This window comes from Micromonospora sp. S-DT3-3-22 (assembly GCF_015354745.1).
In the GTDB taxonomy this organism is placed as follows: domain Bacteria; phylum Actinomycetota; class Actinomycetes; order Mycobacteriales; family Micromonosporaceae; genus Micromonospora; species Micromonospora wenchangensis.
The window spans coordinates 1-16,899 of sequence record NZ_JACGMO010000150.1 but is presented as its reverse complement, the minus strand read 5'-3'; the positions used below and the strand labels follow the sequence as shown (position 1 = coordinate 16,899).

Below are 16,899 nucleotides of genomic sequence, written 5' to 3'. Positions count from 1 at the left end.
CAGCGCCACCCGACCGGGACGGCGGTACCGGGTCCGGGGGGCGGCCGGGCGGGACCGGTGCGCCCCGCCCGCGCCGAGCGCCGCCCGCAGCGGGGCCAGGGTGTCGTTGGTGAGCCGCCCCGCCCAGACCAGGTCCCAGATCGCCGCGGTCAGGGCGGCGTCGTCGGTGGAGCCCACCCGGTCGGCCAGCGAACGGAAGAACAGCGCCTGACCGTCGGCGAGCGCGTCCAGCACGGCGTCGTGCAGCGGGGTGCCGGCGAAGCCGTCGTCCGGCGGGGGGAGCAGCAGCGGCGCGACGTCCGCGTACGCCAGGGTGAGCCAACCGTCGCCGCCGGAGATCGCCCCCGAGCCGGCCCAGACCACCTCCCCACCGGCGCACAGCTCGTCGAGCTGGGCGGGGGAGTAGTCGGCGACCCGGGCGGGCAGCACCAGCCGCTCCCACGCCGACGCCGGCACCGCCGTGCCCTGCAACTGCTCGACGGCGGCGGCCACCGCCTCCACCCCGCGCGCCGACGAGCCGATCTGCTGCCAGCGGGGCAGGAAACCGGCCAGCACCCGGGGCGGCACCGGCTCGATCTCCCGGCGCAGCGCGGCGAGCGACCGGCGGCGCAGCAGCCGCAGCACCTCGGCGTCGCACCACTGGGTGCCGACGCTGTCCGGGACGAACTCGCCGGAGACCACCCGCCCGGTCGCGGCGAGCCGCCGCAACGCCTGCTCCACCACGAACACCCCGAGCCCGAACCGGGCGGCGCAGGTCGCGGCGGCGAACGGCGCGTGGGTACGGGCGTACCGGGCGACCAGGTCGCCGAGCGGATCGGCCACCGGCGTCAGGTACGCCTCGGCCACCCCCACGGGCAGCGCCACCCCGAGCGCGTCACGCAGCCGGGCGGCGTCCTCGATGCCCACCCAGCGGTCCTCGCCGGCGATCCGGACCCGCAGCACCCGGCGGGCCGCCGCCAGCTCGGTCAGCCAGCCCTCCGGTACGCCCCGCTCGGCCAGCTCCGCCCCGGTCAGGTCGCCGACGACCCGGAGCAGCTCGACCACGTCCTCGGCGTCGCGGGGGCGGCGCTGGTCGGTGCGCCAGCGCAACTGCCGACCGGTCTCGGCGAGCACCGCCGGGTCGAGCAGCTCGCGCAGGTCGACCCGGCCGAGCAGCTCACCGAGCAGCGCCGAGTCCAGCGCCAGCGCGGCGGCCCGCCGCTCGGCCAGCGGGGCGTCCCCCTCGTAGAGGAACGCGCCGACGTAGCCGAACAGCAGCGACCGGGCGAACGGCGAGGGGCGTTCGCTCTCCACCTCGACCAGGCGGACCTTCCGGCTGGCCAGGTCGCGCATCAGCTCGGCCAGGGCGGGCTGGTCGAAGACGTCCTGGAGGCACTCCCGGGCGGCCTCCAGGGTGACCGGGAAGTCGGCGTACTCGCGGGCCACGTCGAGGAGCTGGGCGGCGCGTTGGCGTTGCTGCCACAGCGGTTGCCGGCGGCGCGGGTCCCGCCGGGGCAGCAGCAGCGACCGGGCGGCGCACTCGCGGAACCGGGCGGCGAACAGCGCGGAGGTGCCCACCGAATCCTCGACCAGCTGGGCGATCTCGTCGGGGGCGAAGACCACCACGTCCGCGCCGGGCGGCTCGTCGGCGGTGTCCGGCAGCCGCACCACGATCCCGTCGTCGGACGGCATCACCTGGGCGTCCACCCCGTAGCGTTCGGCCAGCCGGCGGCCGATGGCCAGCGCCCACGGGCCGTTGACCCGGGCGCCGAGCACGCTGTGCACGGCGAGCCGCCAGTCGCCCAGCTCGTCGCGGAACCGCTCGACCAGCACCGTGCGGTCGTCGGGCAGCGAGCGGGTGGCGGCCTGCTGTTCCCGCAGGTAGGCCATCAGATTGTCGGCCGCCCAGTCGTCCAGGCCACCGGCACGCAACGCGGCGCGGGCGGTGTCGTCGTCCTGGCGCAGCAACACCCGGACCCGGCTGCCGATGGCCCGGCCCAGCTCGACCGGCCGGCCCAACTGGTCGCCCTTCCAGAACGGCATCCGGGCCGCCTGGCCGGGCGCGGGGGAGACCAGCACCCGGTCGGGGGTGATCTCCTCGATCCGCCAGGACGAGGAGCCGAGCAGGAAGACGTCACCGACCCGTGACTCGTAGACCATCTCCTCGTCCAGCTCGCCGACCCGGGCGGCGCGTTCCGCCCCGGCCAGGAACACCCCGAACAGGCCCCGGTCGGGGATGGTGCCGCCACTGGTGACGGCGAGGCGCTGGGCACCCGGGCGGCCGGTGAGCAGGTCGGTGGCCCGGTCCCAGACCAGCCGGGGCCGCAGCTCGGCGAAGGCGGTCGACGGGTAGCGGCCGGAGAGCATGTCGAGCACCGCGTGCAGCGCCGAGTCGGGCAGCTCGGCGAAGGGCGCGGCCCGGCGGACCAGCACCGCCAGGTCGCCGACCGACCAGGGTTCGAGGGCGACCATGGCGACGATCTGCTGGGCGAGCACGTCGAGCGGGTTGCGCGGGTAGTGCAGCTCCTCGATCGCGCCGGCCGCCATCCGCTCGGCGACCACCGTGCAGGAGAGCAGGTCGCCCCGGTGCTTGGGGAAGACCACGCCCCGGGACACCGCGCCCACCTGGTGCCCGGCCCGGCCGACCCGTTGCAGGCCGGCCGCGACGCTCGGTGGGGCCTCGATCTGCACCACCAGGTCGACCGCGCCCATGTCGATGCCCAGCTCCAGGCTGGAGGTGGCCACCACGGCGGGCAGCCGGCCGGACTTGAGCGCCTCCTCGATCTGCTTGCGTTCCTCCCGGGAGACGCTGCCGTGGTGGGCGCGGGCGATCACCGCCTCCGCGCCGGCCGCCGTGCCCGACTGGGCCATCGCCTCGGCCGGCGGGCGGGGCGTGCGCAGCGGCCCCACCGGGCCGCCCCACCGTCGCGCCCCACCCGGGTCGCCGTCCGGGTCGGCCGGCGGGCCGGTGGCGGCTTCCCGCTCCTCGGTGGCCAGCTCGTTGAGCCGGGCGCAGAGCCGCTCGGCGCTGCGCCGCGAGTTGGTGAACACGATGGTCGAGCGGTGTGCCCGGATCAGCGCGAAGACCCGTTCCTCGACGGCCGGCCAGATGGACGCCCGGCGCGGGCCGGGGCCGCCCAGGTCGTCCTCAGGCGGCTGCTCGGTCTCGTCGAGCCGGGTCATGTCCTCCACCGGGACCTGGACGCTCACCTCGATCGTCTTGGGGGTGGCCGGCTGGACCACGTCGACCGGGCGGGCGCCGCCGAGGAAGCGGGCGCAGGCGTCGATCGGCCGGACGGTGGCGGACAGGCCGATCCGCTGGGCGGGCCGGGCCAGCAGCCCGTCGAGGCGTTCCAGGGAGAGCGCCAGGTGGGCGCCGCGCTTGGTGCCGGCGACGGCGTGCACCTCGTCGACGATGACCGTCTCGACACCGCGCAGCGATTCCCGGGCGGCGGAGGTGAGCAGCAGGAACAACGATTCGGGGGTGGTGATGAGGATGTCCGGCGGGGTGCGGGCGAAGGCCCGCCGCTCGTCGGCGGGGGTGTCGCCGGTACGCATGCCGACGGTGATGTCGGGCGGTGCCACGCCGAGCCGGGTGGCCGCCTGCCGGATGCCGGCGAGCGGGGCGCGGAGGTTGCGTTCGACGTCGACCGCCAGTGCCTTGAGCGGGCTGACGTAGAGCACCCGGCAGCGGTGCCGGGCGTCGGCCGGGGGTGGGGCGTCGGCCAGCCGGTCGAGCGACCAGAGGAACGCCGCGAGCGTCTTGCCCGAGCCGGTGGGCGCGACCACCAGGGCGTTGCGGCCGGCGGCGATCGAGCGCCAGGCGCCGGTCTGGGCGGCGGTGGGAGCGGCGAAGGCGGCGGTGAACCACTCCCGGGTGGCCGGACCGAACCCGGCCGGGACCGCCGCCCCGCCCGTTGCGCCCTCCCGCCCCGTCACGCCCCCATCCTGCCCCGGCGGTGTGACATTCCGCCGGAACCGCTGATGTTCTGCCCGGCTAAGAGAAAATTGCACGCTGATTGTACGTTTTGCGGTTTAAGTCTTACTTAACTGCTTGCTTGCGACCCACAACATAAAGTAACTTCTCCCGGAACGCCGCACCAGGTGAAAGGAATCGGATGTTCGTCGAGGAGCGTGGCCCGACGCCCGGCACCGACGTGCTCATCCGCAAGGTCGAAGGTCACCTCACCGCCCTGCGGACCAGTCTGCGCGGCCCCGAGCTGGCGCTCGCCGAGCGTCTCGCCGACAGCCTGCGGGAACTGGTCGTCTCCACCGCCCAGTCCAGCGCCGCCGACCGTGGTCAGGTGCGGGTCGCCGTGCACTATTTCGTGCTCCGGCGGGAGAGTCGCGGCGCGATGCTGCCGGTGCGTTCGCTCGCCGTCGCCCAGCGGGTGGTCGACAAGGTCGCCCTCCAGCTCGGCCGCCCCGACCTGCTCGTCGAGCCCCGACGTGCCCTGACGTCCGCGCTCCCCGGCGGTGACGCCCCGTCCGGCTGACCGGACGATTTCGGAGAAAACGCCCCATAGCGGGCGGAACTGGCGTGTGATCGGTGCTGGCCGGACAACTCGCCCGGCGCGCGCCGCCAGTTCGACGGGGAGGACGCGTGCTCGTACTGCTGCTCCTCCACCTGGCGGCGGCGCTCCTCGCGCCGCTGCTGGTCCGCTGGTGGGGCCCGCGCGCCTGCTACCCGCTCGCGCTGGTGCCCGCCGCCGCCCTCGGCTGGGCCCTGACCCGCACCCCGGCGGTCCGCGACGGCGGCGCGGTCGTCGAGACGTACCACTGGATCGGCCAGCTGGGCCTCGACGTGGCGCTGCGGATGACGACGCTGTCCTGGCTGATGACCCTCCTGGTCGGCGGGGTCGGCGCGCTCGTCCTGGTCTACTGCGGCCGCTACTTCGCCCCCGGCGCGGCGGGCCTGCCCCGGTTCGTCGCGGTGCTCGTCGCCTTCGCCGGGGCCATGCTCGGCCTGGTCCTCTCCGACGACCTGCTGCTGCTCTACGTCTTCTGGGAACTCACCACAGTCTTCTCCTACCTGCTCATCGGGCACAGCACCGAGCGCCGCTCCAGCCGCTGGGCGGCGGCCCAGGCGCTCACCGTCACCACCCTCGGCGGGCTGGCCATGCTGCTCGGCTTCCTGATCCTCGGCGGGCACGCCGGCACCTACCGCTGGTCGGAGATCGCCGCCGCGCCACTGCCCGGCGGCGCGACGCTGGTCGCGGCGGTGCTGCTGATCCTGACCGGCGCGCTGGCCAAATCGGCGATCGTGCCGTTCAACGGCTGGCTGCCGGTGGCGATGGCAGCGCCCACCCCGGTCAGCGCCTACCTGCACGCGGCGGCGATGGTCAAGGCCGGCGTCTACCTGGTCGGCCTGCTCGCCCCGGTGCTCGCCGGCACCGGCCCGTGGCGGCCGGTGCTGCTCACCCTCGGCCTGGTCACCATGCTCGTCGGCGGCTGGGCGGCGCTGCGCCAGTGCGACCTGAAACTGCTGCTGGCCTACGGCACGGTCAGCCAGCTCGGCCTGCTGACCGTGACGATCGGCACGGGCAGCGCGGACGCCGCGCTCGCCGGGGTGGCGATGCTGCTCGCCCACGCCCTGTTCAAGGCGGCCCTGTTCCTCGTCGTCGGCATCATCGACCACGACGTCGGCACCCGCGACCTGCGGGAACTCTCCGGCCTCGGCCGTCGGGCCCCGGCGCTGGCGGTGGTCGCCACGCTCGCCGCCGCCTCGATGGCGGGCGTGCCGCCGCTGCTCGGCTTCGTCGCCAAGGAGGCGGTCTTCGCCGCCCTGGCCACCCGCCCGGTGGTGCTCGCCGGGCTGGTCCTGGGCACCGTGCTCACCGTCGCCTACAGCATCCGCTTCCTCTGGGGCGCCTTCGCCACCCGCCCCGGCACCGCCGCGACCGCACCGGAACCGGTCCCGCTGCCGATGCTCGCCCCACCCGCCCTGCTCGCGGTCGCCGGGCTGGTCGCCGGCCCGGCCGCCGCCGCACTGAACGGCCTGCTCGGCCCGTACGCGGAACTCTTCGGCCCGCCGCACGACACGCTCGCCCTCTGGCACGGCCCGACCCCCGCCCTCGGCCTGTCCGCGCTGGCGCTGGCCGGCGGGGCCGCGCTGCACGCGGTACGCGGCCCGCTCGCCCCGGCGCTGGCCCGCTGGAAGCTGCCGTTCACCGGCAACCAGGGGTACGAGTTTGTCACCCACCGCTTCGACCGGCTCGCCATCGAGGTCACCGGGGCCACCCAGCGCGGCTCGCTGCCGCTGTACCTGGGCACCGTCCTGCTGGCCCTGGTGCTGGTGCCGGGCGCGGCCCTGCTCAGCACCGACCCGTGGCAGACCCGGATCGCGGTCTGGGACAGCCCGCTGCAACTGGTGGTGGGGCTGGTCATCGGGGTCGCGGCGGTCTTCGCGGTCAGCGCCCGACGGCGGCTGACCGCGATGCTGCTGGTCGGGGTGACCGGCTACGGCACCGCGATGCTGTTCGTGCTCTACGGGGCACCCGACCTGGCGTTGACCCAGTTCCTGGTGGAGACCGCCACCATCGCCGTGTTCGTGCTGGTGCTGCGCCGGCTGCCGGAGCGGTTCTCGGCCCGGCCGCTGCGCCGCAGCCGGTGGGCCCGCCGGGCGCTCGGCGTCGCCGTGGGCGTGGTGCTGGCCGGGCTGGCGCTGATCGCCTCCGGGGCCCGGACCGCGGTGTCCATCTCCACCGCCTTCCCGGCGCTCGCCGTCGCCGAGGGGCACGGCCGCAACGTGGTCAACGTGACCCTGGTGGACATCCGGGCCTGGGACACCATGGGCGAGATCTCGGTGCTGGTGGTGGCCGCCACCGGGGTGGCCAGCCTGATCTTCGAGCGGTCCCGCACCGGGCCGCGACCCCGTCGGGTGGAACCCGCCGCACCCGGCCACGGCGACCGGCCGGTCTGGCTGCGGGGCGGGGCCACCCTGCACGCGCGCCGCCGGTCCATCGTCTTCGAGGTGGTGACCCGGCTGCTGTTCCACACGATCGTGCTGTTCTCGCTGTTCCTGCTCTTCTCCGGCCACAACGCACCCGGCGGCGGCTTCTCCGGTGGCCTGGTGGCGAGCCTGGCGCTGGCCGTGCGCTACCTCGCCGGCGGCCGGTACGAACTGGCCGAGGCGGCTCCGGTCGGGGCGGGCACGGTGCTCGGCGCCGGCCTGGCGATCTCCGTCGGCGGGGGTGTGGTCTCCCTGCTGACCACCGGCACCGTGCTGGAGAGCACCCGGGTCGACCTGCCGCTGCCCGGCCTCGGCGGGCCGTACCTGGTCACCTCGCTCTTCTTCGACATCGGCGTCTACCTGATCGTGGTGGGGCTGATGCTGGACATCCTGCGCAGCCTCGGCGCCGAGATCGACAGGCACATCGAGGCGGCCGGCAAGTCCGACCGGGGGCTCGTCGTCGACCACGAGGGGGACCGGCGGTGAGGGACGGCGGGGCGGGCCCGACGCTGGTGCTGGTGATCGCCGTGGGCGTGCTCACCGCCACCGGGGTGACCCTGCTGCTGGAACGCAGCCTCACCCGCATCCTGCTCGGCGTCATCCTGCTCGGCAACGGGGTGAACCTGCTCATCCTGCTCGGTGGCCGCTCCGGTGGGGCGCCGGTGGTGGGCGCCGGCCCGGACGACGAGATGAGCGACGCGCTGCCGCAGGCGATGGTGCTCACCGCCATCGTGATCACCTTCGGGCTGACCGCGTTCCTCGCCGCCGTGGCGTACCGGAGCTGGTATCTCGGCGGCGACGACGAGGTCCAGGACGACGTGGAGGACCAGCAGATCGTCGCGCTCGCCGCGCGCAACGAGGTGGCCAACGCCGACCTCGGTGGTGAGGGGCCCGGCGACGACCCCGAACAGGTGGACCCGGAACCGCCGCAGCGCCGGCCCCACCGACCGGGCGGCACCCGGTGAACCGCCTCGTGCCGCTGCCGGTGGTGGTGCCGCTGCTCGGGGCCGCCCTCACCCTGATCCTGGTCAGCCGGCCCCGGTTGCAGCGCGCCGTCAGCGTGCTCGCGCTCACCACCAACCTGGTGGTCGCGGTGCTGCTGCTGGTACGGGCCTACCGGGACGGGCCGGTGGTGACCGAGGCGGGGGGCTGGCCGGCGCCGGTCGGCATCGTGCTGGTCGCCGACCAGCTCGCCGCGTTGATGCTGGTGGTCTCGTCGGCGGTCACGCTCTGCGTGCTGTTCTACTCCATCGGCCAGGGCCGCGCCGAGACCAGCGAATCCGCACCGGTGAGCATCTACCACCCCACCTACCTGGTGCTGACCGCCGGAATCTGCAACGCGTTCCTCGCCGGTGACCTGTTCAACCTCTTCGTCGGGTTCGAGATCCTGCTCGCGGCGAGCTTCGTGCTGATCACCCTGGGCGGCACCGAGGCCCGCATCCGCACCGGTTCGACGTACGTGGTGGTCAGCATCCTCTCCTCGATGATCTTCCTGGCCGCCGTGGGACTGGTGTACGCGGCCACCGGCACCCTCAACCTCGCGCAGCTCGCCGGCCGGCTCGACGCCCTGCCCGGCGGTGTACGGCTGGCGTTGCAGCTGATGCTGCTGCTCGCCTTCGGCATCAAGGCGGCGCTCTTCCCGCTGTCCGCCTGGCTGCCGGACAGCTACCCGACCGCCCCGGCGCCGGTCACCGCCGTCTTCGCCGGCCTGCTCACCAAGGTCGGCGTCTACGCGATCATCCGGACCGAGACGCTGCTCTTCCCCGGCGGCGAGGCGTCCACCCTGCTGATGGTGGCGGCCGGACTGACCATGGTGGTCGGCGTGCTCGGCGCGGTCGCCCAGTCGGACATGAAGCGGCTCTTCTCGTTCACCCTGGTCAGCCACATCGGCTACATGATCTTCGGGGTGGCGTTGGGCACCACCGCCGCGCTCTCCGGCGCGATCTTCTACGTGGTGCACCACATCACCATCCAGACCACCCTGTTCCTGGTCGCCGGCCTGGTCGAGGAGCGGGCCGGCAGCACCGACCTGCGCCGGCTCGGCGGGCTGGCCCGGATCGCCCCGCTGCTGGCGGTGCTCTACTTCGTCCCCGCGATGAACCTGGCCGGCATCCCCCCGTTCTCCGGTTTCCTCGGCAAGGTCGGCCTGCTCCAGGCCGGGGTGGCGCACGGCGGCGCGCTGCCCTGGGTGCTGGTCGTCGCCGGCACGCTGACCAGCCTGCTCACCCTCTACGCCGCCTCCCGGGTGTGGAACATCGCGTTCTGGCGGGCCCCGCGGCTCGCCACCGCCGACCCGGTGCCCCGGCTGCCCGCGCTGATGATCGGGGCCACCGCCGCCCTGGTGGTGCTGGGGCTGGCGCTCACCGTCGCCGCCGGCCCGCTGTTCCAGGTCACCGCCGACGCCGCCGTCGACCTGCGGCTGCGTACCCCGTACGTGCGGGCCGTGCTGCCCGGCGGCCCGTCGTGACCGGCCCGTCGCCCGCCGGGCGTACCGGCGGGTCGCCGCCGCGTACCGGCCGCCGCCGGGACCAGCTCATCGCCCTCGGCTGGCTGGTCGTGGTCTGGAACCTGCTCTGGGGGCACTTCTCCCCGGCCAACCTGCTCGCCGGCCTGCTGGTCGGCGGGGCGGTGCTGCTGTTCTTCCCGCTCCCGCCGGTCTCCTTCGGCGGTCGGCTGCGGCCCCGGGCGCTGCTCCGGCTCGCCGGGGTCTTCGTCGTCGAGCTGGTCAGCGCCAGCATCCACGTCGCCACCATCGCCGTACGCCCCGGCTTCCGCCCGCGCGGCGCGATCATCGGGGTGCGGCTGCGGGTCCGTACCGACCTGAACCTGGCGCTCACCGCCGAGCTGCTCTCCCTCGTGCCGGGCACCCTGATCGTCGAGGTCGACCGGGACGCCGGCGTCCTCTACGTGCACGTGCTCGACGTGCGGTCCCCGGCCGACCTGACCGGCAGCCGGGACCGCATCCTCGCCGTCGAGGAACGGATCGTGCGGGCCGTCGGCTCCGCCGCCGAGCTGCGGCAGCTCACCACCGAACCCACGGAGGCACCGTGACCGTCGTCCTCGCAGTCGTCCTGACCGTGCTGCTGTCGACCACCGCCCTGCTGGCGCTGGCCCGGATCTACCGTGGCCCGTCGCTGCTGGACCGGGTCATCGCCGCCGACCTGCTGCTCGCCACCATGCTCGGCGCGGTCGGCGCGGAGGCGGCGGTGAACCGGCACGCCACCACGCTGCCGGTGCTGGTGGTGCTCTCCCTGCTCGGCTTCGTCGGCTCGGTCGCCCTGGTCCGCTTCGCCGCCCGGGAGGAATCGTGACCCCGCCCGCAGGCCACCACCGGGTGCCGGGCCGGGACCCCATGCCGGGTCACGGCCGGGTGCCGGGTCACGGCCGGGTCGCGTCGGTTCCGGCCGGGGGAGGGCGGGCGTGAGCGTGGGTACGGTGATCGACTGGCTGGCCGCCGTCGCCCTGGTCTGCGGGGCGCTGCTCAGCCTCGCCGCCGGGATCGGCGTGCTGCGCTTCCCGGACGTGCTGGACCGGATGCACGCCGCCACCAAACCCCAGGTGCTCGGGGTGCTGCTGTTGCTGCTGGGGCTGGCGCTGCGGCTGCGTACCGCCGCCGACCTGGGCATGATCATGCTGGTCGGGGTCTTCCAGCTGGCCACCGCCCCGGTGGCCGCCCAGATGATCGGCCGGGCCGCCTACCGGTCCGGCCGGGTCGACCGCAGCCTGCTCGACGTCGACGAACTTGCCGAGGACCCGCCCCGGACCGGTGAATAGCGGGACGAGCAGGAACTTTGTCCCCACCCTCAGCGGGCGTCCAGCAACCGCCGATAGAATTACGGCATGATCGACTCTTCTGCCCAGGAGGGCAGCAGTAGCCAGCCGGGTCGTGCCCGGCAATCCCCCGCCCCGACGTCCACGGGAGCCCTGAGCGACCCGTGTTGATCGTCGTCGGCCTCGCACTCATCATCGTTCTCACCGCCGCCACCGGCTACTTCGTAGCCCAGGAGTTCGGCTACGTCGCCGTGGACCGGGGCAAGCTCAAGCAGCTCGCCGACGACGGCGACGCCAAGGCCGCCCGCGCCCTGGAGGTCACCGGGCGGCTGTCGTTCATGCTCTCCGGGGCGCAGCTCGGCATCACCGTGACCGCCCTGCTGGTCGGTTACGCCGCCGAACCCTACCTCGGTGCCGGGCTGGCCGAGCTGCTCGGCGGCGTGGGCGTCTCCACCGCCGTCAGCCTGCCGCTGTCAGTGGCGTTGGCGCTGGTCATCGCCACCGTCGTGCAGATGGTCCTCGGTGAACTCGCCCCCAAGAACCTGGCCATCGCCCGCCCCGAGGTATTGGCGCGGGCGCTGAGCCGGTCCACCCTGATCTATCTGAAGATCGCCGGGCCGCTGATCACGCTCTTCGACCGGGCCGCCGTCCGGCTGTTGCGTCGGGTCGGCATCGAGCCGATCGAGGAACTGCCCAGCGGCGCCACCCCGGCCGACCTGGAGCAGATCATCGCCGAGTCCCGGGAGGAGGGGCACCTCGACGCCGAGATGTCCGACCTGCTCGACCGGGGTCTCGACTTCCGGGAGCTGACCGCCGGGGAGGCCATGGTGCCCCGGGTCGACGTGCACACCATCCGGTCGCACGAACCGGTCAGCCGGGTGGTCGAGCTGCTCGACACCGGTCACTCCCGGTTTCCGGTACGCGGCGTCGACGGCGTCGACGACCTCGTCGGCGTGGTCGGCATCGCCGACGTGCTCGGGGTGCCGCCGGCCGAGCGCGCCACCACCCCGGTCAGCGCGGTGGCCGTACCGCCGCTGCTGGTGCCGGAGACGTTGCCGCTGCCCACGGTGCTGGACCGGCTGCGGTCCGGGCACCGGCAGCTCGCCTGCGTGGTCGACGAGTACGGCGGCTTCGCCGGCGTGATCACGCTGGAAGACATCGCCGAGGAACTCGTCGGACCGATCCGCGACGAGGACGACCCGCCCGAGCCGGCTCCGATCCGGCAGGACGACGGCTCCTGGGTGGTGCCGGCCCGCTGGCGGATCGACGAGGTCGCCGACAGCACCGGCATCGCCCTGCCCGAGGCCCCCGAGTACGACACCCTCTCCGGGCTGGTCATGCGGGAGCTGGGCCGGGTGCCCGAGGTGGGTGACCGGCTGGAGATCAGCCTGCCGGTCGACCCCGACGAGCCGGCGGAACGGCCGACGGCCCTGGTCGAGGTGCTCGCCGTGGACCGGCACGTGGCCGACTCCGTCCGGCTCACCCTGGCCGGCGACCAGAATCCCGACGGACAGCCCCCGGCCACCCACGGCGGAGGGGACCGACGTCGCGGGACGAACGTCCGCACCACCGGCGACGGGGGCGACCGACGCGGCGGCGCGAACGCCAGGGCCACCGGCGGCGGTGCCGACGTGCGCGTCACCCAGGGTCGGGAGGAGCGGGCATGAGCCCCACCGTCGCACTGCTGGTGTCGGTGCTGCTGCTCGCCCTCAACGGATTCTTCGTGGCCGCCGAGTTCGCCCTGGTGGCGGCCAAGCGCTACCGGCTGGAACAGACCGCCGCCTCGGGCAGCCGGGCCGCCCGCGCCGCCCTGGACGGGGTACGGGAACTCTCCCTGATGCTGGCCGGCGCGCAGCTCGGCATCACCCTGTGCACCCTGGGGCTGGGTGCGCTGGCCGAACCGGCGATCGAACACCTGATCAGCCCGCTGCTGCACACCGTCGGCCTGCCGGAGGCGGCCAGCCACATCGTCGCGTTGATCTTCGCGTTGGGGCTGGTGACGTTCCTGCACCTGGTGGTCGGCGAGATGGCCCCGAAGTCGTGGGCGATCACCGACGCCGAGCGCTCGGCGACGCTGCTGGCGCTGCCGTTCCGGGCCTTCGCCCGGGTCGCCCGCCCGGTGCTGTCCCTGCTCAACGCTTTGGCCAACGCGATGCTGCGGCTGGTCGGGGTGCAACAGCAGGACCAGCTCGCCCAGGTCCACGGCCCGGACGAGCTGCGCATCCTGCTCGAACAGTCCCGCGAGCACGGGCTGCTCGGCGCCGAACAACACCAGATGCTGACCAGCATGCTGGAGTTGCAGGGCACCACCGTCGCCCAGGTGATGGAACCCTTCGACCAGATCGTCACGGTCCACCGCAACGACACCGCCGAGCGGATCGAGCAGGTCAGCCGGGACAGCGGCCGGTCCCGGCTCGCCGTCCTCGACGACGGCGGCGAGGTGTGCGGGCTGGTGCACGTACGGGAGGCCGTCCGGGCCGTCACCACCAGCCGGGCGGCCACCGCCGCCGAGCTGATGACCCGGTCGTTCACCCTGCCCGCCACCTCATCGGTCACCGAGGCGGTCGCCGCGATGCGCGCCGACCAGGCTCAGTTGGCGCTGGTCCGCAACGGCGGCGGCCCGACCCGGCCGATCGGTTTCGTGGCGCTGGAGGACCTCCTCGAAGAGGTCATCGGCGAGTTCGACGACGAGACCGACCCGATCCCCCGGGGCCGCCGCATGCGCTGACGGTCGTACCGCCCGTCGTTCTGCAAGATCGACTTAACGGGTGCGATGTGGTGGTGTCGCAGTGGGGTTGACACCGCTACATTGCCCCCATCGCGTCGATCAACGAGGCTGCGCGCCCCGCCCGGCCGGTGTCCGGGTGGAGGAGTGCCGGGCCGGTGAGCGGGAACCCGCACGGTCATGCGGTTGACCGGGGTGTCCCGGGAATCCGGTGTGACCGGGTTGTCGGTGAGCACCACCCTCACCAATCCGAGCACCCGCCCGGGGCTGCGGCTGCCGGGGCGGGTGACCCTCAGCGCCGGGTCGCAGGACGTGCCGATCCGGCACGTACGGCTGGGTCTGGTGGCGACCGCCGAACCGGAGGACCCCCGTTCGCCCCGTCGCCTCGTGCAGTACCACCAGGTGCCGGTGGGGGGACGGTTCGTCGTACCGGCGGGGCGGCGGCGGGCCATCGACTTCGCCGTACCGCTGCCGTGGGAGACCCCGGTGACGATCTTCGGCGGGGTGCCGTTGATGAGCCTGCGTACCGGGCTGCGTACCGAGGTGTCGGTGGACCCGGAGCTGGAACGGGGCGCGATGGTGCCGATCTTCGTCCATCCGCTGCCCACCCAGCAGCATGTGCTCGCCGCGCTGGACACGCTGGGGTTCGTCCTGCGGCAGGCGGGTCTGGTGTCGAGCCGGTTGCCGGGGGTCGCGCAGACCCTGCCGGTGCACCAGCGGCTCGGGTACTGGGTCGCCCCGCTCTACGCCGGACCGATCACCGAGCTGGAGCTGATCTTCGTGACCAATTCCGCCGGCCTGGAGGTGCTGCTCTGGATGGACCGGCGGCTGTCGTTGACCGGGATCAGTCACCAGAGCATCAGCCGGTTCCGGGTCTGGCACACCGGTGCCGACCAGCAGGACTGGGTCTCGGTGGTGGACGGCTGGTTGCGTACGGCGATCGACCGGCACGCGGCGGCGGCCTCGGACGCCCACTGGTCGGCCCGGATCACCGAGTCGGCCCACGTCAGCCGACCGCCGGACGAACCGGTGCGGCCGGGCTTCGGGTTGGGTGGCACCGCCGGTGGTGGGGGAATCGGCGGCGGGGGTGGCGACGGCACCTGACCCGCCGACCGCAGCGGGCATCGGTGGGTCAGGCGCCGTGTGTCGTGGGAGGGACGGGGCGGGTCAGACCGAGGCGGTGGCGAGTTTGATGCCGAAGCCCAGGAAGAGCATGCCGACGCCGGTGGTGGCCCCGGCGGCCAACCGGCGACGCTGCCGGAACTGGGCGGCCAGGAAGGTGCCCGCGAAGATCAGCGCGGTCAGGTAGAGCGCGCTGGTCACCTGGGCGATCAGCCCGAGCAGCAGGAACGACAGCGCCGGCCAGGCGTAGCCGGGGTCGACGAACTGGATGAAGAACGAGATGAAGAAGAGGATCGCCTTCGGATTGAGCAGGCTGATCACCAGCGCCTTGCGGAACGGGCTGTGCAGCGCCTCCGGCTCGGCGGCGTCGATCAGCCGGGGTGTCGCGGGGTCGTTGCGGTCACGCCACCGCCGCCAGGCCCCCCGCAGCATGGTCAGCCCGACGTAGCCCAGGTAGGCCGCGCCGGCGTACTTGATCACGAGGAAGAGCGGTGGGTACGCCTTGAGCAGCGACGCCACCCCGGCGGCGGAGAGGATCATCAGCACCGAGTCGCCGAGGAAGACCCCGCCTGCCGCCCGGTAGCCGGTCGCCACGCCGCGCTTGGCGGCGGTGGAGAGCACGAAGAGGGAGTTCGGCCCCGGCAGCAGGATGATCGCCACCGTGCCCAACACGTACGTCCAGATGTCGGTGATGCCCAGCACGCCCGTCATCCTCGCTCCGCAGGTGCCGTACGGCGAAGCCATTCCCGCAGCCTGGCCTGTGCGTTCGGCCACTCGTCGATGGTCATGGCGTACTGCACGGTGTCCCGCCAGGAGCCGTCCGGGCGCTGCCGGTGCATCCGCAGCACGCCCTCCCGGGTCGCGCCGAGCCGGGCGATCGCGGCCTGCGACCGGGTGTTGCGGATGTCGGTCTGCCAGACCACCCGCACCGCCCCCAGTTCGTCGAACGCCCGACCGAGCAGCAACAGCTTGGCCTCGGTGTTGACGGCGCTGCCCCACCATGGCCGGCCGAGCCAGGTGTACCCGATGGTGACGCAGCGCCGCGCCGGGTCGAGGTCGTAGTAGGAGGTCGACCCGATGACCGCCCCGGTGCGGGCGCAGCGCTGCACCCACGGCACCCGTTCGCCGCGTCGCCGGGCGTCCAGCGCGGTGGTGACGACGGCCCGCATCGCGACCGGGTCGGCGGGTGTCGGGTGGCTCAGGTGGGCCCAGACCTCCGGTTCGGCGGTGGCGGTGAAGAGGTCGTCGGCGTGCGCCGTGGTGAGCGGTTCCAGCAGCACGTGCGCGCCGCGCAGCGGTACCGGCTCGTACCACGGCGACGCGGCGGAATCCGGGCCCGGCGGCCCGGTGAACTGCGCTCCCGACGCGGCGGCCCCGGCGCCGTCGGGCGGCCCGGTGAGGTACGCCGGACCGGGGCGTGCCGGTCCGTCCGGCTCCGGCACCGGGGTGCCGGACAGGTAGGCCGGCAGCGGGGCGGCCACCCCGGCGTCGGGCTCCGGCGGGCCGGCGACCTGCCGCAGCGGCACCACCCCCGCCCAGTACGGCAGGTCGAGGTCGGCGGGTTCGTCGCGCACCCCGCCGGTGCGGGCCCGGACCGACACCTCGTGCAGCGGCAGGGCCAGGACGGCCGTCTCGGCCAGCTCCCGCCGGCTCGGTGGGCGGCTGTCGGCGGCCCGCCCGGCGGCGGCCTTCTCGACCAGGGCGGTGAGCACCGTGCGCTTGTCGTCCTCGCTGGTCACCAGGTGGGCGGTGCCGTGGGCGACGACCGAGCGGTAGTTGGCGCTGTGGTGGAACTGGGAGCGGCCGTAGACCAGCCCGTCGAGCAGGGTGACCGTGACGCAGACCGGCAGCCCGGCGTCGCCCCGGGCGGCGAGCAGCGGGCGGCTGCCGGTGGAGCCGTGCAGGTAGAGGGTGTCGCCGACGCGGACGTGCAGGGTGGGCAGCAGTCGCGGTTCACCGTCGACCACGAAACCCAGCACGCAGTGGTAGGCCTCGTCGAGCACCGTGTGGGCGGCGGCCCGGTCGTAGCTCATCCGGTCCCGGCTGCGGCTGGCGGTGGTGCGTGCGGTCGGCGCGTACATGTGACATCCCGCCTTTGTTCTAGTACGATACTGGAACTGTGGCAGCACATTATCAGATCCTCGGGTCCACGTCCGCCGCGATTTCGGCGAGCGTGGAGACCGGTATCCGCAGCGGCGCGCTCGCCGCCGGTGACGCGTTGCCGCCCGTCCGCGCCCTCGCCACCGCGCTGGCGGTCAGCCCGGCCACCGTCGCCCGCGCCTACCAGGAGCTTCGCCAGCGGGGTCTGGTGGTCACCGCCGGCCGGCACGGCACCCGGGTGCGGCCCCGG

The 16,899-nt window shown here is 74.0% G+C and carries 13 protein-coding genes and 1 pseudogene; 11 read left to right on the top strand and 3 right to left on the bottom strand.

What is annotated here, in order from left to right:
- The coding region (locus H1A17_RS29845; protein ID WP_194823459.1) for a DEAD/DEAH box helicase at positions 1 to 3,918 on the bottom strand (3,918 nt) is incomplete at its 3' end.
- 179 nt (positions 3,919 to 4,097) lie between these two features.
- On the opposite strand from H1A17_RS29845, the gene H1A17_RS29840 reads away from it, so the two are divergent.
- From H1A17_RS29840 to H1A17_RS29795, 10 genes and pseudogenes are all read left to right on the top strand, one after another.
- A complete protein-coding gene (locus H1A17_RS29840; protein WP_145918458.1) occupies positions 4,098 to 4,475 on the top strand; it encodes a hypothetical protein in 378 nt (125 codons plus the stop codon).
- A gap of 107 nt (positions 4,476 to 4,582) precedes the next feature.
- Complete coding sequence (locus H1A17_RS29835; protein WP_194823458.1) at positions 4,583 to 7,417, top strand: Na+/H+ antiporter subunit A; 2,835 nt, start codon at positions 4,583 to 4,585, stop codon at positions 7,415 to 7,417.
- Positions 7,414 to 7,896: a Na(+)/H(+) antiporter subunit C gene (locus tag H1A17_RS29830; protein ID WP_194823457.1), complete on the top strand. Its 483-nt coding sequence runs from the start codon at positions 7,414 to 7,416 to the stop codon at positions 7,894 to 7,896. Before H1A17_RS29835 ends, H1A17_RS29830 begins: the two co-directional genes overlap by 4 nt.
- The gene (locus H1A17_RS29825; protein ID WP_194823456.1) at positions 7,893 to 9,398 is read left to right on the top strand and encodes a Na+/H+ antiporter subunit D; all 1,506 of its coding nucleotides are present in this window, start codon (positions 7,893 to 7,895) and stop codon (positions 9,396 to 9,398) included. Before H1A17_RS29830 ends, H1A17_RS29825 begins: the two co-directional genes overlap by 4 nt.
- Positions 9,395 to 9,982, top strand: coding sequence for a Na+/H+ antiporter subunit E (locus H1A17_RS29820; RefSeq protein ID WP_145918462.1), 588 nt, complete (start codon positions 9,395 to 9,397; stop codon positions 9,980 to 9,982). Before H1A17_RS29825 ends, H1A17_RS29820 begins: the two co-directional genes overlap by 4 nt.
- Positions 9,979 to 10,242: a monovalent cation/H+ antiporter complex subunit F gene (locus H1A17_RS29815; protein ID WP_145918463.1), complete on the top strand. Its 264-nt coding sequence runs from the start codon at positions 9,979 to 9,981 to the stop codon at positions 10,240 to 10,242. Before H1A17_RS29820 ends, H1A17_RS29815 begins: the two co-directional genes overlap by 4 nt.
- Before the next feature lie 115 nt (positions 10,243 to 10,357).
- Positions 10,358 to 10,705: a monovalent cation/H(+) antiporter subunit G gene (gene mnhG, locus H1A17_RS29810; RefSeq protein WP_145922634.1), complete on the top strand. Its 348-nt coding sequence runs from the start codon at positions 10,358 to 10,360 to the stop codon at positions 10,703 to 10,705.
- 161 nt (positions 10,706 to 10,866) lie between these two features.
- Positions 10,867 to 12,219: pseudogene (locus H1A17_RS29805) on the top strand (hemolysin family protein); the annotation flags it as partial.
- 146 nt (positions 12,220 to 12,365) lie between these two features.
- On the top strand, positions 12,366 to 13,430 hold the full coding sequence (locus tag H1A17_RS29800) for a hemolysin family protein (protein WP_145918464.1): 1,065 nt from the start codon (positions 12,366 to 12,368) through the stop codon (positions 13,428 to 13,430).
- Between the two features lie 177 nt (positions 13,431 to 13,607).
- Positions 13,608 to 14,531, top strand: coding sequence for a sporulation protein (locus H1A17_RS29795; protein WP_194823455.1), 924 nt, complete (start codon positions 13,608 to 13,610; stop codon positions 14,529 to 14,531).
- A 63-nt stretch (positions 14,532 to 14,594) separates the two neighbouring features.
- On the opposite strand, the gene leuE is transcribed toward H1A17_RS29795, so the two are convergent.
- Both leuE and H1A17_RS29785 read right to left on the bottom strand, forming a co-directional pair.
- Positions 14,595 to 15,260, bottom strand: coding sequence for a leucine efflux protein LeuE (leuE, locus tag H1A17_RS29790; RefSeq protein ID WP_145918465.1), 666 nt, complete (start codon positions 15,258 to 15,260; stop codon positions 14,595 to 14,597).
- Positions 15,257 to 16,630 carry a bifunctional pyridoxamine 5'-phosphate oxidase family protein/GNAT family N-acetyltransferase gene (locus H1A17_RS29785; protein ID WP_194823454.1) on the bottom strand — a complete coding sequence of 458 codons (1,374 nt, stop codon included), beginning with the start codon at positions 16,628 to 16,630 and terminating at the stop codon, positions 15,257 to 15,259. The genes leuE and H1A17_RS29785 overlap by 4 nt, the downstream gene beginning before the upstream one ends.
- A 38-nt stretch (positions 16,631 to 16,668) precedes the next feature.
- On the opposite strand from H1A17_RS29785, the gene H1A17_RS29780 reads away from it, so the two are divergent.
- Positions 16,669 to 16,899: GntR family transcriptional regulator (locus H1A17_RS29780; protein ID WP_194823453.1), on the top strand; the 231-nt coding region annotated here is incomplete at its 3' end.